At 38.0% G+C, this 26,023-nt stretch carries 24 protein-coding genes; 16 read left to right on the top strand and 8 right to left on the bottom strand.

Annotated elements, in window-relative coordinates:
* The first annotated feature begins 265 nt into the window (after positions 1–265).
* On the top strand, positions 266–580 hold the full coding sequence (locus tag FK004_RS08530; RefSeq protein WP_108736890.1) for a DUF7716 domain-containing protein: 315 nt from the start codon (positions 266–268) through the stop codon (positions 578–580).
* 57 nt (positions 581–637) lie between these two features.
* Here the strand turns inward: FK004_RS08530 and FK004_RS08535 are convergent, their stop codons facing one another.
* Both FK004_RS08535 and FK004_RS08540 read right to left on the bottom strand, forming a co-directional pair.
* Complete coding sequence (locus FK004_RS08535; RefSeq protein ID WP_108736891.1) at positions 638–1,339, bottom strand: LytR/AlgR family response regulator transcription factor; 702 nt, start codon at positions 1,337–1,339, stop codon at positions 638–640.
* Complete coding sequence (locus FK004_RS08540) at positions 1,336–2,382, bottom strand: sensor histidine kinase (RefSeq protein WP_108736892.1); 1,047 nt, start codon at positions 2,380–2,382, stop codon at positions 1,336–1,338. Before FK004_RS08540 ends, FK004_RS08535 begins: the two co-directional genes overlap by 4 nt.
* 12 nt (positions 2,383–2,394) lie before the next feature.
* On the opposite strand from FK004_RS08540, the gene FK004_RS08545 reads away from it, so the two are divergent.
* The 6 genes from FK004_RS08545 to FK004_RS08570 all read left to right on the top strand — a co-directional run bounded on the left by FK004_RS08545 (position 2,395) and on the right by FK004_RS08570 (position 9,507).
* Complete coding sequence (locus tag FK004_RS08545; RefSeq protein WP_108736893.1) at positions 2,395–2,589, top strand: hypothetical protein; 195 nt, start codon at positions 2,395–2,397, stop codon at positions 2,587–2,589.
* Between the two features lie 12 nt (positions 2,590–2,601).
* The gene (locus FK004_RS08550) at positions 2,602–3,414 is read left to right on the top strand and encodes a DUF5694 domain-containing protein (RefSeq protein ID WP_108736894.1); all 813 of its coding nucleotides are present in this window, start codon (positions 2,602–2,604) and stop codon (positions 3,412–3,414) included.
* Between the two features lie 14 nt (positions 3,415–3,428).
* Complete coding sequence (locus tag FK004_RS08555) at positions 3,429–4,838, top strand: S41 family peptidase (RefSeq protein WP_108736895.1); 1,410 nt, start codon at positions 3,429–3,431, stop codon at positions 4,836–4,838.
* A gap of 252 nt (positions 4,839–5,090) precedes the next feature.
* On the top strand, positions 5,091–7,232 hold the full coding sequence (locus FK004_RS08560) for a S46 family peptidase (RefSeq protein WP_108736896.1): 2,142 nt from the start codon (positions 5,091–5,093) through the stop codon (positions 7,230–7,232).
* Positions 7,233–7,403: 171 nt separating this feature from the next.
* Positions 7,404–8,099 carry a tetratricopeptide repeat protein gene (locus FK004_RS08565; protein WP_227871693.1) on the top strand — a complete coding sequence of 232 codons (696 nt, stop codon included), beginning with the start codon at positions 7,404–7,406 and terminating at the stop codon, positions 8,097–8,099.
* Between the two features lie 46 nt (positions 8,100–8,145).
* Positions 8,146–9,507 carry a UDP-N-acetylmuramate--L-alanine ligase gene (locus FK004_RS08570; protein ID WP_108736898.1) on the top strand — a complete coding sequence of 454 codons (1,362 nt, stop codon included), beginning with the start codon at positions 8,146–8,148 and terminating at the stop codon, positions 9,505–9,507.
* Between the two features lie 12 nt (positions 9,508–9,519).
* Here FK004_RS08570 and FK004_RS08575 read toward each other — a convergent pair whose 3' ends face one another.
* Positions 9,520–10,101: a DUF1287 domain-containing protein gene (locus tag FK004_RS08575; protein WP_108736899.1), complete on the bottom strand. Its 582-nt coding sequence runs from the start codon at positions 10,099–10,101 to the stop codon at positions 9,520–9,522.
* 91 nt (positions 10,102–10,192) lie between these two features.
* Here FK004_RS08575 and radC point away from each other — a divergent pair, with 91 nt between their 5' ends.
* From radC to FK004_RS08605, 6 genes are all read left to right on the top strand, one after another.
* Positions 10,193–10,888, top strand: a complete 696-nt coding sequence (gene radC, locus FK004_RS08580) for a RadC family protein (protein WP_108736900.1) — start codon at positions 10,193–10,195, stop codon at positions 10,886–10,888.
* Positions 10,889–10,967: 79 nt separating this feature from the next.
* The gene (locus FK004_RS08585) at positions 10,968–11,594 is read left to right on the top strand and encodes an ABC transporter ATP-binding protein (RefSeq protein ID WP_108736901.1); all 627 of its coding nucleotides are present in this window, start codon (positions 10,968–10,970) and stop codon (positions 11,592–11,594) included.
* Positions 11,591–12,853, top strand: a complete 1,263-nt coding sequence (locus FK004_RS08590) for an ABC transporter permease (RefSeq protein ID WP_108736902.1) — start codon at positions 11,591–11,593, stop codon at positions 12,851–12,853. Before FK004_RS08585 ends, FK004_RS08590 begins: the two co-directional genes overlap by 4 nt.
* Positions 12,854–12,958: 105 nt before the next feature.
* Complete coding sequence (locus FK004_RS08595) at positions 12,959–13,402, top strand: hypothetical protein (RefSeq protein ID WP_108736903.1); 444 nt, start codon at positions 12,959–12,961, stop codon at positions 13,400–13,402.
* A 7-nt stretch (positions 13,403–13,409) separates the two neighbouring features.
* Positions 13,410–14,099 (top strand): YjjG family noncanonical pyrimidine nucleotidase, encoded by a 690-nt coding sequence (locus FK004_RS08600; RefSeq protein ID WP_108736904.1) that lies wholly within the window; start codon positions 13,410–13,412, stop codon positions 14,097–14,099.
* 16 nt (positions 14,100–14,115) lie between these two features.
* Positions 14,116–14,880: a hypothetical protein gene (locus FK004_RS08605; protein WP_108736905.1), complete on the top strand. Its 765-nt coding sequence runs from the start codon at positions 14,116–14,118 to the stop codon at positions 14,878–14,880.
* A 34-nt stretch (positions 14,881–14,914) separates the two neighbouring features.
* Here the strand turns inward: FK004_RS08605 and FK004_RS08610 are convergent, their stop codons facing one another.
* Positions 14,915–16,192 carry a replication-associated recombination protein A gene (locus FK004_RS08610; protein ID WP_108736906.1) on the bottom strand — a complete coding sequence of 426 codons (1,278 nt, stop codon included), beginning with the start codon at positions 16,190–16,192 and terminating at the stop codon, positions 14,915–14,917.
* A gap of 190 nt (positions 16,193–16,382) precedes the next feature.
* On the opposite strand from FK004_RS08610, the gene FK004_RS08615 reads away from it, so the two are divergent.
* Entirely contained in the window at positions 16,383–17,189 is an 807-nt protein-coding gene (locus FK004_RS08615) for a rhomboid family intramembrane serine protease (protein ID WP_108736907.1), read from the top strand.
* Between the two features lie 46 nt (positions 17,190–17,235).
* On the opposite strand, the gene rlmB is transcribed toward FK004_RS08615, so the two are convergent.
* From rlmB to FK004_RS08635, 4 genes are all read right to left on the bottom strand, one after another.
* Complete coding sequence (rlmB, locus tag FK004_RS08620; RefSeq protein WP_108736908.1) at positions 17,236–17,970, bottom strand: 23S rRNA (guanosine(2251)-2'-O)-methyltransferase RlmB; 735 nt, start codon at positions 17,968–17,970, stop codon at positions 17,236–17,238.
* 68 nt (positions 17,971–18,038) lie between these two features.
* Complete coding sequence (locus tag FK004_RS08625; protein WP_108736909.1) at positions 18,039–19,619, bottom strand: SusD/RagB family nutrient-binding outer membrane lipoprotein; 1,581 nt, start codon at positions 19,617–19,619, stop codon at positions 18,039–18,041.
* Between the two features lie 18 nt (positions 19,620–19,637).
* On the bottom strand, positions 19,638–22,763 hold the full coding sequence (locus FK004_RS08630) for a SusC/RagA family TonB-linked outer membrane protein (protein ID WP_108736910.1): 3,126 nt from the start codon (positions 22,761–22,763) through the stop codon (positions 19,638–19,640).
* 520 nt (positions 22,764–23,283) lie between these two features.
* Complete coding sequence (locus FK004_RS08635; protein ID WP_227871694.1) at positions 23,284–24,951, bottom strand: BamA/TamA family outer membrane protein; 1,668 nt, start codon at positions 24,949–24,951, stop codon at positions 23,284–23,286.
* Positions 24,952–25,131: 180 nt separating this feature from the next.
* Between FK004_RS08635 and rpsL the strand changes: the two genes are divergently transcribed.
* Both rpsL and rpsG read left to right on the top strand, forming a co-directional pair.
* Positions 25,132–25,515 (top strand): 30S ribosomal protein S12, encoded by a 384-nt coding sequence (gene rpsL, locus FK004_RS08640; protein WP_007136570.1) that lies wholly within the window; start codon positions 25,132–25,134, stop codon positions 25,513–25,515.
* 26 nt (positions 25,516–25,541) lie between these two features.
* A complete protein-coding gene (rpsG, locus tag FK004_RS08645; protein WP_108736911.1) occupies positions 25,542–26,018 on the top strand; it encodes a 30S ribosomal protein S7 in 477 nt (158 codons plus the stop codon).
* Positions 26,019–26,023 lie beyond the last annotated feature (5 nt).

Consider the following 26,023-nt stretch of genomic DNA (forward strand, 5'->3'; position numbering starts at 1 on the left):
TAGATCAATAAAAAATGATCCTGGGTTTTGTATCCAGTATAAGCAGCACTGAAGTATTGTATCAAATAAGAATTAATTTGCCCCTACCGAAATGCTATCTGCTATAGCATAAAGAAAAACATAATGATTTGTTGCGGGCTACAGTTACTATAGCTATAAAAATCTATTTTATGTAGTATCTTGTTCATTAAATCAGGCAATAGGAATGAAGACGAAGAATGAAAGCAATGCAATAACAAACAATACTGATTAAACACTACAAATCATGGATGAGCATACGATTAGAATGGTATTAGAGACTATAGATCAGCAGCCTGAAACCTGGCTGTATCTGCCGCCCCAGCAATGGACTCTGGAAACAAAAGGAATATTCTCTCAGGACAGCAGTGAATTGGCCGAAGATGAAATTGGAATTCCTCAGGAATATCAGGACAAAGGCTGGATTGCAGCGTTGGATCAGGCGACTATAGAAGATATAGTGCTGAACGCAAAAGAGCAAAAAGAGACGGTATCGGTTGAAGAACTATTTGAAGCTTTCCTGTTTTATTATGAGAATGATGCCTTTATTTCATTTGAATAAAGTAACTTTTACATGCGATTAAGCGGTAGGAAAGTATCATAATCCGGAGCCTCACTTTCATATTTTATACTCTTCGATTTTTCGAAAAAAAGCATCTTTATAAGTCGCGCCGACAGGCAGTTCTTTGCCATGGAGGAACACCGAAAAGTTATCAGTAGATTCGATATGCTGGAGTGCAATGATATATGATTTGTGGATTTGTACAAAATCAGTTGAGGGTAGCGATTCCAATATGTTTTTCAGGGAAGAATGGGTAATCAGCATAGTAGCGGTAGTATGCAGGCAAACATAATTCTGTAATGCTTCCGCATATAGGATATCCCGGATAAACACTTTTGATAATTTGTTTTTACCATCTGTCCGTACAAAGAGGAAATCCTGTTGCATGACCGGAGTTGTTGCTACAGGAAGGGTATTCAGTTTGGAAGCCGCCTGGTAAAACCGTTCAAAAGCGATGGGTTTCAGCAGATAGTCTGTTGCATTCAGGTCAAATCCTTCCAAAGCAAAATCGGGATAAGCCGTGGTGAAAATTACTTTACAGGATTTTGGGATAATCTTAGAGAGTTGTAACCCGGTAAGCTGTGGCATCTGTATATCGAGAAAGACCACATCTACTTCATTTTGTCCCAGGAATGCCAGTGCCTGTAAGGAATCGGAAAATGAACCGACTTTATCCAGGAACGTAATTTTAGCGACATAATTTTCCAGTAACCGTATGGCTGGTGGTTCGTCATCTACAATGATACATTTCAGTTTCATAGACCTTGATTTAGGGGAATCTTAAGATAGGTCGTAAAGATATCATTTTCCTGTTTTTTATCCAGTATAAAGTTGTCTTTATAATAATACTCCAGCCTTTTACTCAGGTTATTAAAGCCAATCCCGGTAGAATCGTATTGTTCCCCCCGGGCAATAGTATTAACGGTATGGATTTCGAGCTGATTGTCACCAATTTTAATGGTGATACGGCCCGGTTTATCCCGTTGGTTCAGTATCGCATGCTTGAAGACATTCTCCACAAAATGAATTAATACTGCAGGAAGCAGCGTTTGCGTTCCGGGAGTCCCCTGTACAGTAAAGTCTAGGAAAAGCTGGTTTTCAAAACGTTTCTCCTGAAGCAGGATATAATTTTTGATAAAGTCAATTTCCTTGCTCAGGCTGGTGGTTTCCTTGTCGTTTTCGGTAATTACATAGCGCAGTAAATCGGATAATATAAGCAGGTCTGCAGCAGTATTAGGATCGCGTAAAGCAAGATCACTGTAGAAGGAATTTAGCGTGTTAAAGAGGAAATGAGGGCTTACCTGTGCTTTGAGCAGGTGTAGTTGCGCCTTTTGGTTCTCGAGCAGCAGTTCCTGGTTTATTTTCTGATAGGCCTGGAATTGCCAGAATAAATAGGAAAAAGTACTGATAACCCAGGCTGGAAGCCCATAGAAAAAATTATCACGGATATAGTAGCCTACTTTCCTGGTATTCTCCCCATAATTGTGTGCGCCGGTCAGGTTGTAAATTATAACTTCTTCGATGACGTAGCGGATACCTGCAAACAGGAGCAGTATAACCGGAATCATGAGCAGGTAAAAGAAGATCCGTTTACGGTTCAGAAACCAATGGCAAAAAGTATAAAAATTAATGGTATAGGTGAACAGTGTTGCCAGCATGTAACTGATCGAAAACAGTATGGTGGGCCATTTGAACGCTTCTGCAATTGGATTCTGATCTATACCAATATCCCAAAGGATATTAAGCAGCAGCAGTCCCAGGAAAAGCAGTAAGTGGTAATAAAAGGGGATTTTTGGTTTCATAGTAACGGAATAATGATCAAAAATACAATTATTGGAGCAAGCTATACGCTATTTTACGGCAACAGTAGATTTGTAGTGATGAACGGCCAAAATATGGTGATGAAATTGGCAATGCCCTTTTTTAAGGCGTTCGTCTACCGTAAAAAAGCATTGGTCAAACGCTTTTCGAGAGTTCGGATAATGCCAGTAGCTTTGGATCAAATTTAAAAAACATACATCATGGCAAAGCTTACCGTATTGATTACCCTATTCCTATTGGCAACTGCTACAATGCTTCAGGCACAGGCACCCATAGCTAAAAAGAAAATCCTGTTGATCGGGTCTTTTCATTTTCAAAATCCCGGTTTGGATGTCGCTCAAGTGAATACCTTTAATGTAATGACCGAAAAAAGTCAAAAGGAACTGGAGCAAATAGCCAATAAGATCCAGAAATTTGGTCCCGATAAGATTTTTGTAGAGTGGTCGGCTGCTAAACAGAACACGTTGGATAAGTTCTACAACCTTAATAGCGACAGCCTCCTGAGATCGAGTGCTGATGAAATTGTGCAGGTCGCCCTACGATCGGCTAAGAAACTGCACCATACCAAGCTGTATGGTATTGACAACCGCAATAGCGAATTTCCCTATGACAGCCTTGTGAAAGGAATGAAGGATGCCGGGCAGGATGCTTTGTTAGAAGCGAATGAACAGAATATGAAAAACTACGAAATAGAATCGAACAGAAAACGAAAAACGTATACGCTAACCAAACTGTTACTGGATTTGAACGGAAAGGACTATGTCGATATGGATCTTCAATGGTATCTGAATATTGCCAACCGCGCTGGAAAACCAGATAATGGCGTAGGAGCATACCTGGTTTCGGAATGGTACAAACGTAATTTATATATGTATGCATTGGTACAAAAACTGACAGAGAGCAAGGATACGTCTGTTATGGTACTGTTGGGGGCAAGCCATGCTGCGATGTTCCGGGAATTCATACGTCACGATCCACAATTTGAGTTAGTGGAACTGAAGTCCATTTTATAATTCCGACAGTATAGATGAGACCGTATTGTATAGTGCTATTCCTGCTCTTGTGTGGTTGGAATAGCATCGCTCAGGATAGTACCTGGATTTCGAAGAAAGCAATGCTTCAGGATATTGATCTTTTGATTGCTAAAATAGAATATTCACATGTGAACGCATATCATTACAGAACAAAAGAGGAATGCCAGGAATTTGTGGCACAGCTGAAACAGGAATTACCGGACTACTGCAGCCCATTTGATTTTTGGCGTAAACTGGAAACTATTTTCGTTTTTATGAATGATGCCCATACCCGGACATATCCACGGGCCTATTATAAAGCCTACATAGAACGGAAAGGATTGTTTGTACCTTTTACGATTCAAAAAAAAGAAGAGCAGTATACTATTGCTAAAAATCTTTCTGCATCTGCTGCGATTGATAGTTGTAGCACCCTGAAAGCGATTAACGGAATAGCGATGCCTGATATCTTTGCACAATTGTTGCTCCATTCGTCACAGGAACTTGATTTTTTGGATGAGAATTATATCACGACTTCTTTTCCCTACCTGATTTGGAAAGTATACGGATGGGAATCGCCCTATACGATTGATTTTTATGATCGTCAGGATAAGGAACATACAATTGTTGTGGAAGGGATTTCGGCCAAGGTAAAAAATGAGGCGAATGGAACAAAGCAGCATCGGGAAGTAGCTACGTTGGAATTTGTACAGGATACGATCGCAGTGATGACCATCCTGGATTTTGCCCAAAAGTCAAGACGGTATTATCGCAGATTTTACCGGAAGAGTTTCCGGGCAATGGATAAGCACAAAAGTACAACCCTGATTCTCGACTTTCGGGGGCATAACGGAGGCGACAGCCGATATGGTGATGACCTGGGGAAATATTTTGCCAACAAGCCTTTCCGGAGTTCCGCTGAAATCCAATGGAAAGTGACACCGGAATTCAAAATGCAATTTGCGGCACTGTATATTCCCGGAGTTTTGCGATGGGCAAAATTCTTATATGGGATTAATCCGCATACTAAAGCAATCTGGCATACCAAGGACAATGCTATTGCAGTAGTGCCAAGTCCAATGATCAAGCCGTACAAAAAAATATTGAGGTGTAATAGAAAAACCTATTTGCTAATTGATAATGATACTTTCTCGGCAGGCTCCATGTTTGCCGCAATGGTTAAGGATTATGGGTTAGGAACTTTGGTAGGGCAACCTACAGGCAGTGTTTCTTCTTTTTATGCGGATCCGATTATGTGGTACCAACTACCCAATTCCGGAACTACTTTTCAAGTTTCTACAAGCCTGAATATAAGGCCCAATGGTAAACTAGATCATCAGAGCATACTGCCGGACGAGATTGTCCCTGATGGTAAAGACAGCCTGGAATATCTGTTACAGAAAATCGGTGGGATGACACCGTAGTAGTGCTGATATCTGAAAAGGGAGGAATTGAGAAAATTAATTATCGTATTGCAGCCAAAGGCATTTCAAAATTAAAAGTTAAAAGATATCGTAGAAAAGTGAGTTTTAAGGCGTGTTTTATTATCAAATTCTCAAAATAAACTATATTCGCACTTCTAAAGAGAAAGTTAATTTTCATCCGGTAATGTAACATTATTAGGTTCCGGAAGACTATTAGCTTATTCAAAACTAACTTTTATAAATTCATACGAAATGAAAAAAATTATTTTATTCCTGGCCATGTCTATGATGGTTATCCCTGTAAAAGCGGATGAAGGAATGTGGTTTTTGATGTTCATCGAGCGTCTTAATCACAGGGATATGGAAAAAATGGGGCTGCAACTGACTTCTGAAGAAATCTACAGCATCAACCACTCCAGTATCAAAGATGCAATTGTACAATTTAACGGTGGCTGTACAGCTGAAATTATTTCCAACCAGGGATTAGTTTTGACCAATCACCACTGTGGTTATGATGCTATCGCAGAGGTTTCAACCCCGGAAGCAAACTACCTGAAAAATGGATTTTGGGCTAAAACAAAAGGCGCTGAACTTCGCCCTAAAAATATGTCAGTTCGTTTCTTCGTACGAATGGATGATGTTTCCAAAAGAATCTTATCCAAAGTAAATGATAAAATGACAGAGCCTGAAAGAGCGAAAGCGATTCAGCAGGAAATTGCACTGATTGAAAAAGAAAACAATGAAGGTGGTAAATACACTGTGTCTGTTCGTCCTTTCTTCCAGGGTAATGAATATTACTATTTCGTATACCAGGATTTTACAGATGTACGTTTAGTGGGTACACCACCGGAAAGCATTGGTAAATTCGGAGGAGATACAGACAACTGGGAATGGCCTCGTCATACCGGTGATTTCTCAATGTTCAGAGTATATGCTGATAAAGATGGAAATCCTGCAGAATATGCTGCTACAAATGTGCCGTTACAACCTAAACATTACCTTCCTGTAAGTCTTAAAGGGGTTCAGGAAAATGATTTTGCTATGATCCTGGGCTATCCTGGAAGAACCAACCGTTGGATGCCAGCTGGAGGAATAGAACAAAACGTGAAATTCGCTTATCCTGCATGGGTAGAGTCTTCCAAAGTTGGAATGGACAAAATGAAATTCCACATGCTAAAAGATGAAAAAGTAAACCTTCAGTATGCTTCAAAATATGCTTCAGTAGCCAATTACTGGAAAAACCGCCAGGGTATGATTGATGCTTTGACCAAATTCAAAACTGCTGCCACAAAAGCGGAAGCGGAAGCGAAATTCAACAAATGGGCGAACAAACCTGCAAACAAAGCAAAATATGGTACAGTAGTCGCAACATTAAATGACTACTACAGCAAAACAAATGATAAAGCACGTCATGATAACTACCTGACTGGTTTATTAAGAAACAGTGCTTTTGCAGCGCTTCCGTATTCTTTAGGAAGAGGCCTGGAATATTATGCACAACAGAACGATGCTAAAAAAGCAGAAGTGAAAGTACAATTGGATGAGCAAATCGAATCTTCTTACAGTGAGATGTATCTTCCCGTAGAACGTGATGTGCTTATTGCAGAATTGAACTTATATGCTGCTAAAGCGGGTTATCCTATTGCTCCTTACGTAGCAGAACTGGCGAAAGCTAATAACGGAGACTTCACTAAATTTGTGGACGATGCTTTTGCAACCAGTATCTTTACTTCAAAAGATAAAGTTTTGGCATATATGGCCAAACCAAATGAAGAAGCTTTAAAAACAGATAAATTATACCTGTTATCCAGTGCTTTATTGACACACTACAGAGCGAAATCTGAAGAGATGACAAAATTGGATAATGACTACCAGAAATCATTCCGTCTTTTAGTTGAAGGACTTCGTGAATCAAAACTGAACAAAATCCATTACCCGGATGCCAACAGTACTTTACGTCTGACTTACGGAAAAGTAAGATCACTTCCTGCAGATAAAAGAAATGACGCTAAGGTCAATAACTACACAACTTTACAGGGAACTATCGCAAAATACAAACCGAATGACCAGGAATTTGATCTTCCAAAAAGATTAATTGAACTGAATGAGAAAAAAGAATTCGGACAGTATGCTGATAAAGCAGGGTATATGCCTGTAAACTTCCTTACCGATAATGATATTACAGGTGGTAACTCTGGTTCCCCGGTATTAAACGGAAAAGGAGAATTAATCGGTATTGCTTTTGATGGAAATATCGAAGCGATGGCTGGTGATGTTATCTTTGATAAAGAATTACAAAGAACGATCAACGTGGACATTCGTTATGTGTTATTTATCATCGATAAATATGCTGGTGCAACGAATATCATCGACGAGCTGACAATTAAAAAATAATTGTTCTGCTTTTACTATAAAAACCCCGCTTCAGGAAACTGAAGCGGGGTTTTGTTTTTTAGGATAGAATTGTATGAAAATAGGAATTTGATAAAACAATATTCAAATAGAAACTGGAGGCACGCTATTCCAAATCATTTTCCTATTTTTGAACCTTAAAATAGTGCAATTTTGAAGCTTGTAATCCTGTTTATATTTTGGTTGCCTTTTGCTGCATTTGCCCAGAGTGACCTGGAAAAAGCAAAGGCATTATTCCATCAGGAAAAATACGAACAGGCATCAGTTCTTTTTGAAAAATTAGATCGGGAAAATCCTGATGATGTATTGATTAATGAATACCTTGGAGATTGTGCAGGACATCAACAACATTGGGATAAAGCATTACAGTATTATAAAAAACTAAAAGCATTGCAGCCGAAATCGGCAACCTATCAGTATAAATATGGAGGTGCTTTGGGCATGAAAGCAAAAGGATCGAATGCATTTAAAGCGGTAGGGATGATAGATGGGATCAGAACCTCTTTTGAAAATGCAATCCGTTTGCAACCCAATCATATTGAAGCACGTTGGGCATTACTTACCTTATACCTGGAATTACCGGGAATCATAGGAGGAAGTGAAGCAAAAGCAAAACAGTATGCCGGTCAGCTGCTGGTATTATCCCCTGTGGATGGCTACTTGGCACAAGGCAGAATTGATGAATATTTTAAGCGCTATGCGGCAGCGGAAGAAAACTATAAGAAAGCAATTGCCGTAGGAGGATCAAAAGTTACCTACCAGATTCTAGCTGAATTGTATAGCAAGAAGATGAAATTGCCGGAGAAAGCCAAAGCAGTTATGACCCGTTACCAGAATACGAAAGAATAAAAAGAAATAAGATGTGTCTACATCTAACGTAAATATCAGAAAGAAAATGCGGATACATTTTATAGCCATCGGCGGAAGCGCAATGCATAATTTAGCATTGGCCCTACACAACAAAGGATATCAGGTTACAGGAAGTGATGATGCCATTTTTGAGCCTTCGAAAACACGTCTCGAAAAAAAAGGATTACTTCCGGAAACGATGGGATGGTACCCCGAAAAAATTACCAATGATATTGATGCGGTTATTTTGGGAATGCATGCCAAGGCTGATAATCCGGAATTGGTAAAAGCAACAGCACTGGGATTGAAAATCTATTCCTATCCCGAGTTTCTCTATGAGCAATCCAAAGATAAAACACGGGTCGTTATTGGTGGATCACATGGTAAAACAACTATCACCTCGATGATATTGCATGTCATGGCCTATCATAATATAGCCGTGGATTATATGGTGGGGGCTCAGTTGGAAGGGTTTGATACAATGGTACACCTGACCAGTGAAAATGACTTTATTGTTTTGGAAGGAGACGAATACCTTTCTTCACCGATTGACAGAAGGCCAAAGTTCCATTTATATCAACCGAACATCGCATTGATCAGTGGGATTGCATGGGATCATATCAATGTGTTTCCGACCTATGAAAACTATGTAGAGCAATTTGAAATATTTATCAAGAAAATTACCAATGGTGGTATTCTCGTATATAATGAAGATGACACAGAAGTAAAACGTATAGCAGAAGCTTCTACGAATCCGATTCGTCGTATTCCTTATGAAACTCCGCACTATACCGTACAGGATGGCATAACATTATTAGAAACTCCGGAAGGCGCTATGCCAATCGAAGTTTTTGGAGCACACAACCTGAATAACCTTGCAGGGGCAAAATGGATCTGCCAGAACATGGGTGTAGATGAAGCCGATTTTTACCAGGCGATCGCGAGTTTCAAAGGCGCATCAAAACGATTGGAGAAAATTGCCGAAAGTAAAAATAAAGTAGCCTATAAAGATTTTGCACACTCTCCGAGTAAAGTGGTAGCTACCACAAAAGCGGTAAAAGAACAATACCCGGATCGCAGGATCATTGCCTGTTTAGAATTGCACACGTACAGCAGCCTCAATGCCGAATTCCTGAAAGAATACCAGGGGACATTGGAGTATGCGGATACTGCAGTAGTTTTTTATTCTCCGGATGCCGTAAAAATCAAGCAACTGGAAGAAGTTACAGCAGAGCAAATTGCAGAGGCTTTCCAAAAGCAGGACCTTATCGTATATACCAATCCTGAAGCTTTTAAAGAATACCTGACGCACCTGAAATATGATACTGAAAAATCGGCGTTATTGTTAATGAGTTCCGGGAATTATGGAGGGCTTAATTTTGACGATGTAAAAGAATTAATACAATAAAAGCACTATAAATTATTGAACGGGAATATACCGGTAATGGCCGGTAATTTTATAGTTGAACAAACAATTTTCTAAAACCTGTCCGGCACCAACGTTATGAACAATAAGGGGAGTGCCGCTCAGGCTTTTTTTATGAGTGACAATTCCAATATGGGGTAATTTGTCACCAATCATCCAGGTCACCAGGTCACCGGTTTTATAGTCAGCTGCATTTGCCGTAACGGGTAGGCTTTTTCCAAAGCGTGTAAAAAACACTTGTAGATTAGGGACTCTTCGATGGTCGATATTAGTATCGGTAGTTTTTAGATTCCACGTATTTGGATATTTCGAAAAGTTCCTGACCATGTCGGTATGCACTTCTTTTTGAAGGTCTATTCCCAATTTTCGGTAGGCCCGGATTATCACATCAGTACAAACTCCTGTTCCTTTCGGAACGTCACCATTCGGATACGGCATCGTAACATACGAAGGATCATATACCACCTTGTCACGTGTCAGAAGTAGTGCCGCGTTGGAAAGCTTAGTACCAAAATCTGCCTGTGCCTGTGTCGTATAAATTCCAATAAAAAGAAATAGGATCCAAATGGATTTCATACATTAGTGTTTCATATTGAAACGGTTAGAAGCCTTTTAAAGTATACAGAAAGGATAAAATAAATCGTTTCAGGATTAAAAAATGAAGCATATGAAGGACACTATACCTTTTTCAATCAAAGAATGGGCAGAAGATGATCGGCCACGCGAGAAATTACTGCAAAAAGGCAAAACGGTGGTGAGCGATGCCGAATTGATCGCTATACTAATCGGAACGGGAAACCGCCATGAGAGTGCGGTTGGTCTCAGCAAAAAAATACTGGCGAGTGTCGGAAATAATTTAGCAGCGTTGGGCAAGTTATCAGTCCAGCAGTTGACGGAATTTAAGGGTATTGGAGAAGCAAAGGCTATTACTATCGTTTCGGCACTCGAACTCGGCAGGCGGAGAAGGAGCGAAGAGGGGATTGTATTGGACAAAATAGCCACCAGTAAATCTGTTTTTGAAATTATGCAACCGCTCATCGGGGAGCTACCCCACGAAGAGTTTTGGATTTTATACCTCAATAATTCCAATAAGATTGTGATGAAGTCACAGCTGAGTAAGGGTGGAATTACAGGAACTGTGGTAGATGTTCGTTTAGTATTTAAAAAAGCACTGGAAAACAATGCAGTGTCAATTATTGTATGCCATAACCATCCTTCGGGAATTTTACAACCAAGTGATGCCGATAAGCAGATTACGGAAAAATTAAAAGAAGCCGGAAAAAATCTTGATATCCGGCTATTAGACCATCTGATTATTACAGAGAAAGGATATTACAGCTTTGCAGATTCCGGAAATTTCTAATGTGTATATTTGCTTAACAAAATATTAAGATAATTCCGGAATAGCGTTGTGTATATTTCCGCCATATTTACAAGAAGATATGATTCAGACTAAAAACATTACATTCTCCTATCCGAATGTAAATTTTCATTTTCCTGATATAACCGTAGCTCCTGGAAAAGCACTACTAATTACCGGAGGGTCAGGAAAGGGAAAAACGACCTTGCTGCATTTATTGGGTGGGCTTTTGGCCCCACAAACTGGAGAAATCCAAATTGGTTCAACCCAGATAGGATCATTATCATCCAAGGCGATGGATAAGTTCCGCGGAGCGAATATTGGATTAGTATTGCAGCAGTCTTATTTTATCGCAGCACTTTCTGTCCTTGAAAATATTGTATTAGCCTCCTGGCTTGCTACTGGGAAAAAGGAATACGAAAAAGCACATGTTTTGCTTTCCCAACTTGATCTGGAAGCACAGGCACAAAAACTTCCTTCCCAGTTGAGCATTGGTCAGCAACAACGTGTTTCTATTGCCAGGGCACTTATTAATGATCCAAAACTGCTTTTGGCAGATGAACCTACCTCAAGCCTTGATGATGAGAATGCCGATAAAGTAGCAAGCCTGCTTACGGATCTTTCTGCAAAGCACCAGGCCTCCCTGATTATAGTAACCCATGATCAACGATTGAAAGATCGCTTTGAAAACCATATTTCATTATTATGATTGTAAAAATTGCATGGAAAAATATGGTATTCAAGCCATTGAATACCATATTAAGCATTGTATTACTAACTGCCAGCGTTGCAATAATTTCACTATTGATTTTACTGCAGGAACAGTTTGAAAATAAATTCTCTAAAAACATTGAAGGAGTTGACCTTGTTTTGGGTGCACAGGGAAGTCCCCTGCAGTTGATTTTATCTTCCGTATACCAAATGGATGCCCCGACGGGAAATATCAATTATAAAGAGGCGCAAATCTGGATGCGGCATCCTTATGTTAAGAAAGCAATACCGTTAGCCTTTGGGGATAATTATCAAGGCTATAAAATCCTCGGAACGACTGAGGATTATATTCAAAAATATGACGGTAAGCTGGAATCCGGTATGACTTTCCACGATAACTTTGATGTGGTTCTTGGGAGTGCTGTTGCAGAAAAAATGAAATTAAAGCCAGGGGATGAATTTTACAGTTCCCACGGAGATAGTAAAGAAGGAGAAGTGCACAAGGATTTTGCATTTAAAGTCAAAGGCGTGCTTTTGCCTACCGGTAAAGTGATGGATAATCTTATACTGACAACTATAGAAAGTATATGGGCAGTCCATGATCATCATGAAGAAGAAGAAACTGTAAATGCTTCTGATGAAGTGGGAAACAATGAGCAGCATCAGGAGCACGAGCATCATCATGAAGAACAAATGGTACCTGAGGAAGATCGGGAGATTACAGCGGTCTTATTGCAATTGCGGAATAAGATGGCTTTTGTACTCTGGCCGAGGTTGATTTCTCAAAACACAAAAATGCAGGCTGCTTCACCAGCAATAGAGATAAACCGTTTGTTTACCTTATTTGGTTTTGGACTTGATGCCTTACAATATTTGGCCTACGGAATTATGCTGATTTCCGGGATCAGTATTTTTATCGCATTGTATAATACACTGAAAGAGCGAAAATATGAGTTTGCATTGCTCAGGGTCAGTGGAGCGAGCCGGTCACAGTTATTGAAATTGGTGCTTTTTGAAAGTATATTACTGTGTGTTGTCGGTTTTATCTTCGGTACAGTCTTGGGTAGAATAGGACTATGGCTTATTTCCAGCTCTACAGAGGAAGAATACAAAATGAGTTTTAACCCATTTGCTTTCGTATGGGAAAAAGAAGGAATTTTATTTTTAGTCACTATCTTTGTTGGAATTATTGCAGCCCTTATTCCTGCAGTGAAAGCATATCAATTGAATATTTCAAAAACACTGGCCAATGCGTAAAATATATTATTATTTCATAGCCCTATTTATAGGAATCTATTTTTTAGAAGCGAATTTCCCCCTTCTCAGGATAATATCGAAAAACCACAGATTGTAAACCAGCCTATGCAGCAGGCAGGATTTTTGGTGTCTGGTGTACAGCCATCTAATGGATATGAAACATCCTATACCGCAATAGACACGCTAAACTGGAAATTACTGGGGCAAATCACGTATCAAAAAAAGCCAAACAAACTATACGGAGAAGTGGAGTTTCCGATATTTAATTCCAAGTTGAAGGGGATTAATAAGAAAAAAAATGTGATGACAGGATTTGTGATTCCTATTGATAATACCAATTATGCATTGAGCAAAAATGTATTTGCATCCTGTTTCTTCTGTGGAAAAGCGGGACCGGAAACTATTATGGGAATTAAGTTCAGGAATCAGAAGACTAAACTGAAAACAGATCAGTATGTGACGTTGGAAGGGACTTTAAGGCTAAACGATGCCGATGTTGAAGACTGGATCTATCATATTGAAGATGCAGTAATTGTAAAAGGAAATTAAATAAGTAATGCAGAATAGAATAATTTCAGACGTTTTTTTTGATCTGGATCATACCCTTTGGGATTTTGAAAAAAACTCAGGGCTTACATTTCAGGCCATATTAAATAAAAATAATATTGGAGTAAATATTGCCGATTTTATGGTGGTATACAGCCGTATCAATTATGAATACTGGGAGTTGTACCGCGTCGATAAAATTACTCAGGAAGAACTACGCTATGGGCGGTTAAAAGATACCTTTGACGAGTTAGATCATGAAATTTCTGATGCTACAATCCACTTGCTTTCGGAAGAATATATTGCACATTTACCCGAGTTCAATTATTTATATGAAGGTGCAATTGAAGTGCTGGAGTATTTAAAACCGAAGTACCGATTGCATATTATCACCAATGGTTTTCATAAAGTCCAGGATCTTAAATTGAAAAATTCGGCGATTGACCATTATTTTGATACGGTGACGGATTCGGAGTCTGCGGGGTGTAAAAAACCAAATCCAATTATTTTTAAACATGCTTTACAGGTAGCGAATACGCAGGTTGAGAACAGTATCATGATTGGCGACTGTATCGTTTCGGATATTAATGCTTCACTCAGCCTTGGATTTGATGCGATTTATTTTAATGAGCATAATAAAGAAGTAGCCGTTGGCATCAAACACATAAACAATCTCTTGTCTTTAAAGACTATTTTATAAAATTAATACACCACCTATGAAAAAATACATCCTGTTTGTACTTTTGGCTCTTTCGGCCACTGGATTTTCCCAAAGTAAAAATATCAATAATTATAAATATGTTATTATTCCGGAACGATTCGGTTTTATGAAAGAACCTAATCAATATGGGTTAAGTACACTTGCTAAAGCTTTCATGGAGCGTAAAGGTTTTACAGTTTTTTTTGATGATACCCAATTGCCCTTGGAGCTTATAACAAATAAATGCAGCGCACTTTCAGTAGAAGTGGTTGAGGAGAGTACAATGTTTAATACCGTCCTTACGGTTTTACTTAAAGATTGCAAAGGGACTGTTTTGTTTAAAGGAGTACCGGGAAAAAGCCGGGAAAAAGCCTATAAAACAGCTTATAATCTTGCTATGAGAGAAGCATTTAAGTCTCTTGACGGCATGTCTTACAAATACCAAGAGTTATCGGGTACAGAAGTTACGACCGTGACTGCAAATTCACATTATATTCCTGCTTCTGCGAATACTGTTACAACTGTTTCATCCAATAGCAGTTCCGTTAATGAGTCAATTGCTACAGGTACTTTATATGCGCAGGCTACAGCCACCGGATATCAATTGGTGGACACAACTCCCAAAAAGGTGTTGACACTATTTAAAACGTCACAACAAGACTATTTTACGGCAAATAATGGTAAGAACCAGGGAATGGTTTTTAAAAAAGAAGGACAATGGTATTTTGAGTATTATCAAAATGACAAACTGATCTCTGAGAAGTTGGATATTAAATTCTAAATATGGAAAAGGTGTTGTTTTTACAGCACCTTTTTTAATACCCATATTTGTTTTTCCAGCGGTTTTTGAGAAACTCCCGTGTACCGTTTTCCCTTGAATTATTTCCGGGATCATATATCGTAGTGTTTTGCAATGCATCAGGTAAAAATTCCTGTTCCGCAAAATTATTCTGGTAATCATGAGCATACTTATACTCTTCACCATAGCCCAATTCTTTCATCAGTTTGGTTGGAGCATTTCTAAGGTGTATTGGTACAGGCAAGTCACCAGTCTGTTTTACGAGTTGTTGTGCTTTTCCAATAGCCATATAAGAAGCATTACTTTTTGGCGATGTGGCAAGGTAAACGGCACATTGGCTTAGTATAATCCGTGATTCCGGATATCCGATTGTTGTGACTGCCTGAAAGGTATTGTTGGCCATTATGAGTGCAGTAGGATTGGCATTTCCAATATCTTCTGATGCTGCAATCAGCATTCTTCGTGCAATAAATTTAACATCTTCACCGCCTTCAATCATTCTGGCGAGCCAATAGACTGCACCATTGGGATCACTCCCTCGTATGGATTTTATAAATGCTGATACAATGTCATAATGCTGTTCACCGGTTTTATCATACAGAACCGTATTTTGTTGTACCAAGCCCAAAACCAAATCATTCGTAATCACGATCGTTTCATCATTGGAAGCATTAACAACGAGTTCAAAAATATTGAGTAATTTACGACCATCACCACCGGATAACCGTAACAAAGCTTCGGTTTCTTTTAACTGTATGTCTTTCTCTTTCAGGAAAACATCGGTTTTCATTGCTCTCTCCAGCAAAGCTTCCAGATCTTTTTTAGAAAAAGCATTTAAAATATAGACCTGACATCGCGACAGTAAAGCGGGGATGACTTCAAAACTTGGGTTTTCAGTTGTGGCACCAATAAGCGTGATCCACCCTTTTTCGACAGCAGCGAGTAATGAATCCTGTTGGGACTTGCTGAAACGATGGATCTCATCAATGAACAGAATTGGGTTTTTTGCAGTAAATAACCCGCCACTTTGTTTCGCTTTTTCAATCACCTCACGCACATCTTTTACTCCGGAATTAATAGCACTCAGAATGTAAAAAGGACGTTTGGATTCTTGGGCTATGATTTGGGCTAAAGTTGTTTTTCCCGTGCCTGGAGGTCCCCAAAAGATTAGTGAAGGAATAATGCCTTTGGCGATTTGTTGTGTTAAGGAACCACTCGGGCCTACCAAGTGAGACTGGCTCACATAGTCTTCGAGTTGTTGGGGTCTGATTCTTTCTGCTAATGGTGCTTCCATAGTACAAAAATACAGCTTTTATGAATACTGTAAAATGTTTTACATCCTTTAGTCGATTGTATAAATACCTAAACAAAAGCTTTTAAAGTGTAATAGTATTTCTATTACGGGTCTGCCTGACAAAATAGCATCGTAATTATTTTGGATACATTTTTGACTGTTGACTGTTGATCAATTTAAGTGTAACACTATGGCTGACCATCAATTCAAATTTTCAACTTCCGTAATCGGAATACCACTATTTTTTGTATTGTCCTTATGGATTGTTTTCTGGATTGAAGTTCAGTTCAAAATCCGGTTATCAGAATTCGGAATCTATCCCCGTACTTTTGAAGGGCTGAGGGGAATTTTTTTTAGTCCTTTTTTACATGGAGATATTGAACATCTTTATAATAATTCAATTCCGCTTTTAATTTTACTTGGGATGCTTCGTTATTTTTATCGAAAACAATCTTTACGGGTCATTGTGTATGGGATCCTGCTTTCTGGATTTATTACCTGGGTGATTGGCAGGGAGAATTATCATATTGGTGCAAGTGGATTGATTTATGTATTGGTAAGTTTTATTTTTTTTAAAGGAATACTGACTAAATATTATCGATTAGTGGCTTTATCATTTACTATCATTTTAATTTATGGGGGTATAATCTGGTACATCTTTCCGGGTATGGGTGAGAATATTTCCTGGGAAGGCCATTTAGGCGGATTGATCACAGGATTACTTTTTGCTTTTATATTTAAAACGGAAGCCTATCAGAAAGAAGTAAAGTATGATTGGGAAGCCCCCGACTTTGATCCACAATCCGATCCTTTTATGAGCCGGTTCGATGAACAGGGTAATTTTATATATGTGATGGAAAAAACCGATCCTGAAGAATATGGTGTAATCTATGATTATATAGAAAACAGTATCGCTTCTGAGACCTTAGAAGAAGAACTGATATACCTTCCACACTCAAAAGCGCAAAATCCCTATTTTAGGAACAAGGAGGAATAGAAAAAGCCTGGCATTGCCAGGCTTTTGTATAAGTGATGATATAATTTTAGCTGCGTTGTCGTACTGTTTCGTAAAGAAAAGCACCGCAGGCAACAGAAACATTCAAGGAAGCAATAGTTCCAAACATCGGTAGTTTTGCTTTTTCGTCTACAATCTTTAAGACAGATGGATTTACACCGCGGTCTTCTGATCCCATGATGATTGCTAATGGTTCTGTCAAAGTGATATCATAAATGGTTTTGTCTGTTTTTTCAGTTGCGGCTACAGTTTTTATGCCGGATCCCTGAAGGTGAAATATCGCATCTTTAATATGCTCTACTTTACAGATTGGCACATTAAATACCGCACCGGCAGAAGTTTTTACTGTATCACCATTAACGGGTGCAGATCCTTGTTTTTGTACGATGATTCCATTGACTCCTGTACATTCTGCAGTCCTGATGATAGCACCAAAATTACGGGCATCGGAAATTTGATCTAAAATAAGAAATAACGGTGTTTTACCGGACTCTAATGTTTTTTCGATCAATGTTTCCAAATCATGAAAAGGAATAGGGGAGATCGTAGCTACGGCGCCCTGGTGATTGTTTGGAGTCAGTCTGTTTAATTTTTCAACGGGTACATAAGAGAAATTTACATTGCCTCTTTTCATGACCTTCATCAGGTCTTTCATTAATTCACTGGCGGCGTCTTTCTGAATGAATACTTTATCTACTTCTTTACCTGACTGAATGGCTTCAATAATAGCCCTGATTCCAAAAATCTGATGTTCTTTTTCCATGGCGCAAAGATATAAAAAAAACCATCCCGATTTTTCGGGATGGTTTAAGTATTCTAAAGGAATTTAAATTAGTTTAAATCCCAAATCAATTTAGTTGTAATCAAATCTCCTCCAATAGCTTGCGAGGCAGCTTGATAATTTGCTCCATTCAACGTTGAAAGTGTATTTGGGTAGGTAAACCTGGTCGGCATTTCCGTAACAGTTGGAATTGGCGTAAATACGTAAGTTGTTTGCGGAGGAGTGTCAGTAGTCGGATTGTTTAGTTCATATGTTTCTCCTGGTAGCAAAATGGTATTTGGAAAACCAGTTCTTCTATATTCTGACCATGCTTCATAGGGTTGCATGTACAATGCAACATATTTTTGATTTAGTACATTGGCCTGAGATGCTGCTGGTAAAGCTGCTACGAATGCGGTTATTTTTGCAGGATCTACATTCCAGCGTTCCATAGAAGCTGTAACTCCGTTTTTGTAATGTGCATCATCCCATCCGTTAACTTCAGATAATAAAAATTCAACTTCTGCATATTCCATCAATACTTCAGTGTAGTTTCTTTTTAGGACATTATAGCTAAACAAACACGCACCTGTTCTTTGTGATGGAGTTAATCCGTCTGGAATACCATATGGCATACCTTTGTATTTTGTTAAGTCATCGGTTTCAGCATAAGACTGGTTTTGTATTGTAGCCTTACTGGCGGTATTAGGTGCAGCATATTTTTGAAGTCTTGGATCTACTCCAAATACACCAAGCTCTCCTGTTAATAGGTCAATAAAGGTATTTGCAACAGCAAAATCAGTTCTGTTATCTACGAAGAAACTTTTATACATAGGGCTTGGGAATACATCATCGTTTTGATAAGCAAGGCCTACAGTGTCGTCATTAGAAAGCATTACGCCTGATGCGATAGCATCTGTAATATGATCCGTAGCTGTTGGAATTACCCCTTTTACACGATTAGCAATTCTTAAGCGTAGTGAATTCGCAAAACGTTTCATTTTTTCAGTACTACCAAAAATATGATCTCCTTCTGTAAAAATCAGTTCCCCATCATTAATCATTTCTGAAGCTTCTTTTAATTCTTTAAGAAGATCGGTATAGATTTTTGTCTGTGATGCAAATTTGGGAGTCAAATTTCCTGAAGATTGCAGTTGTAATGCCTGAAAATCAGGATCAGAATTACCATATGAGTAATATGGGATATCTCCATAAGCATCTACCAGATGAAGGAATGTTAAACTGAGCATAATACGTGCTGCAGCAATCTGATTGTCAATGTCACCATAATTGGCCATGGTGGCAGCAGTCGCAGGATTAGTACACAATTCGATGATTGTTTTGTAATTCTGAGCAGTAGTATATAGGTCGGTATATAATGCAGTGTTTGTTTCCTGACGAAATTGAAATCGATCTTCACTGGTATAATTCCTTTGGGCAGAATACTGGACCCAAGGAAGTGTCATTCTTCCAGAAGAAAAGTCACCACGTGTTGCGTCTGTTAATTGTTTGTTTGCATTATTGAATAATCCCGGAGTATTAACATTAATCGGTGCTGTTGGATTAGTGTTGATAGTATCGAAATCTTCCGAACACCCTACAAAAGCTAATGTTGAAGCTAATGCGAAAACGGTTAGAAATATTTTTTTCATTTTTTTTAGCGATTTTAATTAAAATTTAAACTGTACATTCATTCCGTAGGTTCTTGTAGATGGAAGTGATCCACCATCAATACCCTGTACGTTTCCACTTCCATAAGAAGCCATCTCTGGATCCATTCCTTTCCAATCTAATCCCCATGTCAACAAGTTTCTACCAAAAGCGGAAATTTGAATACTATCAAAAGGACCAACAAAGCTTTTGGGTAATGTGTAGGACAATGCAACTTCTCTTAATTTGAAATAATCAGCATCAAATACGTTTTGTTTGTCTACAGTAGAAAAGAATCCTTCGCCATAGGTCTGTGCTGTTATTGGCACTGTATTTACACTACCATCAGCCTGTACACCTTCTAAAATGATACCATTTTCACGAATACCATTAGCAACGGTATTTTCTAACATCCCAGAGTAGCTTCCAAACATATGATTCATAGAGTAGTAACTTCCTCCTTTTTGTCTGTCAATTAAGATAGTAAGGCTAACATTTTTATAACGAATTGTATTTCGTAATCCCATATTGTAGTCTGGTGTCGTTGTTCCAAGTGATTTTTGCTCAGAAGCAAGATACATACCATTTTCGCCAATCATTTTATTTCCATTGGCATCATAAACATAATCCGTACCATATATCTGACCGTAAGGTTGTCCTACTTCAGCCAATAGACGGGCTCTAAAAGGAGCTTGTGCTAATAAAAGCGTTTCAGTACCTTCTTTCAGTTCCAGTAATTTGTTTTTGTTTTTAGCAAAATTCCATGTGATGTCCCAGCTAAAATCTTCAGTTCTTACCGGAGTTATATTAACAGTTGCTTCAATACCTTTGTTTTCCAATTTACCTGCATTAAAATATTGAGAGGTGAAACCTGTCGCTGGATCAACAGCAATTGGTGTAATCAGATCATTTGTCGTTGTTTTGTATATAGAAACATCAAGACCAATTCTGCTGTCGAAAAGACGTGCCTCAAGACCAAATTCAGTTGTTTCTTTCAATTCCGGTTTTAAATTCGGATTGTTAAGTATTCTTGGGTTAGAATATCTTGGGTCAGAATTAAACGGCTGATTAATTGTTTTGTAATTTTCTAATGAATAAGGATCGGTATCATTACCTGTTTGTGCCCATCCACCACGAATCTTACCAAATGATAACCAGTTTACTTCGGGTAATAAAGTAGAGAATACAAAACTTCCTGTTACAGAGCTGTAGTTAGACGATCTTACTACAGTTGAAAACCAATCGTTTCTATTTGTAGCTTCAACGAAAAGCATGTCTTTGTAGCCCAAGGAAACAAATCCATAGACACTATTAGTTCTTTTTTCAGATTCAGAATTTTGGGCTAAAGCCTGCGCTCTACTGTTATTAAGGCTGAATAGATCTGGTAGTACCAATCCACCCACTGTATTGCCAAGTAATTGTGTTCTTGTGTACTGTCTACGGTTTACACCTGCAAATGTATTTAAACTAAAGTCGCCAAATGTTTTGTTATAATGTAGACGACCTTCATAGTTAATATCCATTAACGTGATGTTGTTTTGACTATAACTTGATTGAGCCTGTGATCCAATAGCTACTCTTTCCTTAACGCTGAAGTTATAAGTATCCATATAAACATTTCCTACAGCATAAAAATCAGGAGTAAAATTATAAGTTAATTTAGCATTACCATATAGTCTGTTTCTTTTGTCTTCCGATGTGTTTTCATAGACAGTCCAATATGGGTTGTCAGAATAGGCTGGTGTTGCATCATCATAAGCAGTACGGTTCCATGATCTTTGGTTTCCATTAGCCAGTTTATAAGCTTTTAGGTCATTGTAGTCAAGTTGTCTTTGACCAAAATGGAAAAACTTTTGCGCCAATGAATTGTCTCCGTATCCAACTTCTGGTCTGTTGAAACCTTTTGTTTGTGTGAAGTTAACCATTGCTTCAGCTTTAAGACGATCTGTTAATTTAGAATTCACATTCAAATTAAAAGTGTTTTTCTGAAGTTTGGAGTTTGGTACAATGCCTTCTGTCTGAGTATTTCCATAAGAAAAACGAAGGCTACCATCCTGAAAAGATTTCGATAGGGCAATGGAGTTATTACGTGTAACACCTGTATTGAAAAAAGATTTTACATCATTTTTAGGACTAACCCATGATTTTTCTTTTAAATGATCATTTGGAAATTCAGTATCAAATGCATTCCATGGAAGGTATTTCAGGTTTGCGTCATATTTAGGACCCCAGCTACTATCTGTAGCATAATCTGCAATATTATACGTTTGACCATTAATTGTAGCTGTTTCAAAAGTTTGGCTACCACCACCTCCATATTGTTTTTGAAGATCAGGCATGATATTAATACTTTCAAGCGTCAAGCCAGAATTGAAAATAATTTCTGTTTTTCCTTTTTTACCTGACTTGGTCGTATATAGGATCGCTCCATTTCCTGCACGGCTACCATAAAGAGCTGATGCTGGTCCTCCTTTAAGTACAGTAACAGATTCAATATCATTAGGGTTGATGTCTGCTGTAGCGTCACCATAATCTCTTCCTCCGGCACCTCTTTGTGTAGTTGCACTGTTAATATTTCCATTGTCCAATGGAATTCCATCAATAACAATTAATGGTCTGTTTTCGCCAGAAACAGAACCGACACCTCGTAATACAATGCGTGTGGATCCACCCATGGTTGATGGCGCTGTAACTTGAAGTCCAGCTACATTTCCAGAAAGACCACTTAAGGCATTTGTTTGTCCCGCTTCAGAAATTATACTTCCCTTTACTTCCTGGGAAGAATAACCAAGTGATTTCTTTTCTCTTTTAATACCCAATGCAGTGATGACTACTCCTTCCAGTTCTTCAGCCTGGCTTTCTTGAAGTGATACATTGAGATTAGAAGACGTTACTTTAGCTTCATGAGTGTTTAAGCCAAGAAAGCTAAAAGATAGGGTTTGTCCCATCTGAGTTTTAATGGAATACTTACCATCCATGTCGGTTTGTGTTCCATTAGTTGAGTTTTTTACAACAACATTTGCTCCTGGAAGCGGTAAACCGCTCGCGTCAGAAACAACACCGCTGACTGTTATGTCCTGTGCAGTGATGCTCTGCATAAACAAGATCATAAGCAAACCTAAGTAGTGATTAAGTTTCATTTTCATATTTATTAATTTTCGTTAGAAATTCAAAAGTCTTAATAATTAGTTAACAATCCAAATGTTTTTTGCTAAAAAAAATATTTTTATACGTTCTATTTGAGTTTTTAGCGTTTTTTAAGTAAGAAAATTTAGTAATTTCGTTGTAGGAATATAATTTTATTCTTCGGTGATTATTTTACTTTTTTTGTTAAATAGTAGGAAATATCGCTATTTTGTTTGTAATGGTGTTTTGAAATTCAATATTTTCCAAAAAATGGATTTTTATATGTAATCTTAGCGTATTCTAAATTTAAGATTTTATTTTGAATAAAATTAAATTTTCTTAATTTTTCAAATAATCAAGATATTAAGACAAGGTTGGGTTCTGATTAACGTAGGTTTAAGAATAAATTGGGTTAAAAATGATCAATTTTCTACTCAAAAAAGTAGTTGAGCGCTGTTATATTTTCTTTTTAGCACGAGAAGTGGAAGAATTTCTCTTAAACCGATTAGTGTTTTGTCGTGCTCTCTCCGGATAGAATTTTTAGAAATTTGCTTTAAAGCTTATGTGTACGATTGAGTTGGATAATTTGATTTGCTGCTCGTTTGTGCTGCCATTGGCATATACAAGATTGAGTAAGCCGTTTTTAGTCAATAGTCCAAATCCAAAACCCAGCCCTAATAATTTATTGCTGGTGTCGGAGAGTTTGTCCTGGTAGTATCCGTAATCGATAATGGAATGGATGTACAGATTAGGAGCGAGGATGTAGCGGTATTCGGTTAGTATGGAAGAGTAGAGGTTGCCCTGAAGGCTATTCTCATTGAATCCACGGATGGAATTTATTCCCCCAAATCGATGGAGCTCATTAAGGATGTAGTTTTCGCTTTGCAGATAGAATACCTGAGTTTTGATATTGACTACATTTTTAGGATTTAAATAGAAATTGTTTTTGGCATTTAGATTAACAAAAAATTGATTGTTGTTGGTGAAATTGGAATTGCGTTTTCCTGTCCCGGCTTTCAGGTTGATGTTGTACTGCTCTGGAAATAGAAAATCATCGGGCTTGTATTTTAGGAATTCAAATGTTCCGGTATAAAAAGCATTTTTGTAATCACTGATGCTGGAGTTATTCTGGTTTTGAATATCATTGGATTCTGTTGCGAGATAACCGAGATAGACCCGGGTGTTGTAATTGATGAAATAGCCAAGGTCAACAGCGGTTTGTGTATTTTGGAAAGTGCTGTCCTGGGTAAAGATGTTCAGGTTGGCTTTAAGTGCAAATGGTGATTGGAAAACGTAAGGCAGTTCGATCCCGACATTAAAAGTCTTTTGTTGATTGCCATCGCTTTTCCAATACAGCGTAAATTTTTCACCGGTATTTAATGCGTTGTTTAATACAAGGTCAAGATAGCCGTTGAATTGTAGTTTGTTTTTATCATCATTTGAGAATCCTATAAAGCCGTCAAAATTGTTTGATTTCGCTTTTTCAAGATAGACGTAAATTTTAGTAGAATCTTTTGTGAAAAGTATTTCCGGGTATTTGGTTTGGTTTGCGAACCGGAACTTTTCAAGGTCGCTGTACAGATTTTGTAAGGTTTCCTGATTGAAGGTTTTGTTTTTGTAGAGTCGTTTTAGATTTTTTTTGTGGCCTTCCGGAAATTTGTCATAGCCAGTAATGATAATGTCATTGAGTTTGCGTTGCTGCTGCAGGTTGGTCTCCAAGTCAGCGGTGAGGTGGTTGCTTTTTCTTTGTATATTGACGAGTTTAAGTTTGGCAAGTGAATACCCTTTGCGTTCTAATTTGTTCAGGGCTGAAGAAAGTGTTTGTTCGGTTTCCTGAAAAGCAATCGTGAGTGTGTCCGAGGTAGTGTTGAAAATTTCAAGATTTTTAATTTCGGGATTCTTACCTATATATATATGTAATGTAGTTAATCTTTGTCCTAAGCTAAAATTATAGGTAAAAGTGCTGTCGTTGGATTTTTCGTAATTTATAATACGGTTGTCGAGATATCCTATTTTACTTAATGTAGCTGTTAGCGTTGTCGTGTTGTCCAGAATGGACTTCGTGTTGCTGTGGTTTTTGATATAGCCAATAGAATCAATTACGGAAGTTTCTTTTGTTGTTTTTCCGTTGATTTTGAGGTAAAGATTTTGTGCTGAGAGCGTCAGGCTGAAGAAAAAAAAGAGGATTATGTACTGTAAGCTTTTCAAATCATAAACTATTTGGTAAATGTAACGCAAAAAAATAAAGAATAATATATTAAAATAAAATTGAGGATTAATGTCTTTGAAAATTAATGTATTAAGGTTTGTTTAGTTGATTTTTTTTTCTACATTTGCAACCCCGTAAAAAGCGGGAAATTAAAACATAAGAAATTTTTAGTATTAATTATGCCAACAATTCAACAATTAGTAAGAACAGGAAGAACTCAGATAACTAAGAAGAGTAAATCGGTTGCTTTAGATTCTTGTCCTCAAAGAAGAGGTGTTTGTACGCGTGTTTACACTACTACGCCAAAAAAACCTAACTCTGCAATGCGTAAAGTTGCAAGGGTACGTTTAACAAATGGTAATGAAGTGAATGCTTACATCCCTGGAGAAGGACATAACCTACAAGAGCACTCGATAGTATTAGTTAGAGGCGGAAGGGTAAAAGATTTACCAGGAGTTAGATATCACATCGTTCGTGGAGCGCTTGATACATCAGGTGTTGCGGGAAGAACGCAGAGAAGATCTAAGTATGGTGCTAAACGCCCAAAAGAAGCAAAAAAGTAATTTAAAAAGACTTTTAAAGTAAAGACATGAGAAAAAGACAGGCCAAAAAAAGACCGCTTTTGCCAGATCCAAGATTTAATGATCAATTGGTAACGCGTTTTGTGAATAACTTAATGTGGGATGGTAAGAAATCAACAGCTTTTAAAGTATTTTATGATGCAATTGACATCGTAGAAGCTAAGAAACAAGATGCTGAGAAATCAGCATTAGAAATCTGGAAAGACGCTTTAACTAACGTTATGCCTCACGTAGAAGTACGTAGCCGTAGAGTAGGTGGAGCAACATTCCAAATCCCAATGCAAATCAGACCAGACAGAAAAATCTCTATGGCAATGAAGTGGATGATACTTTATGCACGTAGAAGAAATGAGAAATCTATGGCTCAGAAACTAGCTTCTGAAGTTTTAGCTGCGGCTAAAGAAGAAGGTGCTGCCGTTAAAAAGAGAATGGATACTCATAAAATGGCTGAAGCAAACAAAGCATTCTCTCACTTTAGATTTTAATCATA

It is taken from the genome of Flavobacterium kingsejongi (genome assembly GCF_003076475.1).
In the GTDB taxonomy this organism is placed as follows: Bacteria; Bacteroidota; Bacteroidia; order Flavobacteriales; family Flavobacteriaceae; genus Flavobacterium; species Flavobacterium kingsejongi.

Bases quoted from the DNA above. Each gene is read 5' to 3' on its own strand.
- FK004_RS08600 (WP_108736904.1), top strand. From the start codon at position 13,410: ATGCAGAATAGAATAATTTCAGACGTTTTTTTTGATCTGGATCATACC.
- FK004_RS08575 (WP_108736899.1), bottom strand. From the start codon at position 10,101: ATGAAATCCATTTGGATCCTATTTCTTTTTATTGGAATTTATACGACA.
- FK004_RS08545 (WP_108736893.1), top strand. From the start codon at position 2,395: ATGATCAAAAATACAATTATTGGAGCAAGCTATACGCTATTTTACGGC.
- FK004_RS08615 (WP_108736907.1), top strand. From the start codon at position 16,383: ATGGCTGACCATCAATTCAAATTTTCAACTTCCGTAATCGGAATACCA.
- FK004_RS08540 (WP_108736892.1), bottom strand. From the start codon at position 2,382: ATGAAACCAAAAATCCCCTTTTATTACCACTTACTGCTTTTCCTGGGA.
- rpsL (WP_007136570.1), top strand. From the start codon at position 25,132: ATGCCAACAATTCAACAATTAGTAAGAACAGGAAGAACTCAGATAACT.
- FK004_RS08560 (WP_108736896.1), top strand. From the start codon at position 5,091: ATGAAAAAAATTATTTTATTCCTGGCCATGTCTATGATGGTTATCCCT.
- FK004_RS08585 (WP_108736901.1), top strand. From the start codon at position 10,968: ATGATTCAGACTAAAAACATTACATTCTCCTATCCGAATGTAAATTTT.
- FK004_RS08610 (WP_108736906.1), bottom strand. From the start codon at position 16,192: ATGGAAGCACCATTAGCAGAAAGAATCAGACCCCAACAACTCGAAGAC.
- FK004_RS08630 (WP_108736910.1), bottom strand. From the start codon at position 22,763: ATGAAAATGAAACTTAATCACTACTTAGGTTTGCTTATGATCTTGTTT.
- FK004_RS08590 (WP_108736902.1), top strand. From the start codon at position 11,591: ATGATTGTAAAAATTGCATGGAAAAATATGGTATTCAAGCCATTGAAT.
- FK004_RS08595 (WP_108736903.1), top strand. From the start codon at position 12,959: ATGCAGCAGGCAGGATTTTTGGTGTCTGGTGTACAGCCATCTAATGGA.
- rpsG (WP_108736911.1), top strand. From the start codon at position 25,542: ATGAGAAAAAGACAGGCCAAAAAAAGACCGCTTTTGCCAGATCCAAGA.
- radC (WP_108736900.1), top strand. From the start codon at position 10,193: ATGAAGGACACTATACCTTTTTCAATCAAAGAATGGGCAGAAGATGAT.
- FK004_RS08535 (WP_108736891.1), bottom strand. From the start codon at position 1,339: ATGAAACTGAAATGTATCATTGTAGATGACGAACCACCAGCCATACGG.
- FK004_RS08605 (WP_108736905.1), top strand. From the start codon at position 14,116: ATGAAAAAATACATCCTGTTTGTACTTTTGGCTCTTTCGGCCACTGGA.
- FK004_RS08570 (WP_108736898.1), top strand. From the start codon at position 8,146: ATGCGGATACATTTTATAGCCATCGGCGGAAGCGCAATGCATAATTTA.
- FK004_RS08555 (WP_108736895.1), top strand. From the start codon at position 3,429: ATGAGACCGTATTGTATAGTGCTATTCCTGCTCTTGTGTGGTTGGAAT.
- FK004_RS08550 (WP_108736894.1), top strand. From the start codon at position 2,602: ATGGCAAAGCTTACCGTATTGATTACCCTATTCCTATTGGCAACTGCT.
- FK004_RS08625 (WP_108736909.1), bottom strand. From the start codon at position 19,619: ATGAAAAAAATATTTCTAACCGTTTTCGCATTAGCTTCAACATTAGCT.
- FK004_RS08530 (WP_108736890.1), top strand. From the start codon at position 266: ATGGATGAGCATACGATTAGAATGGTATTAGAGACTATAGATCAGCAG.
- rlmB (WP_108736908.1), bottom strand. From the start codon at position 17,970: ATGGAAAAAGAACATCAGATTTTTGGAATCAGGGCTATTATTGAAGCC.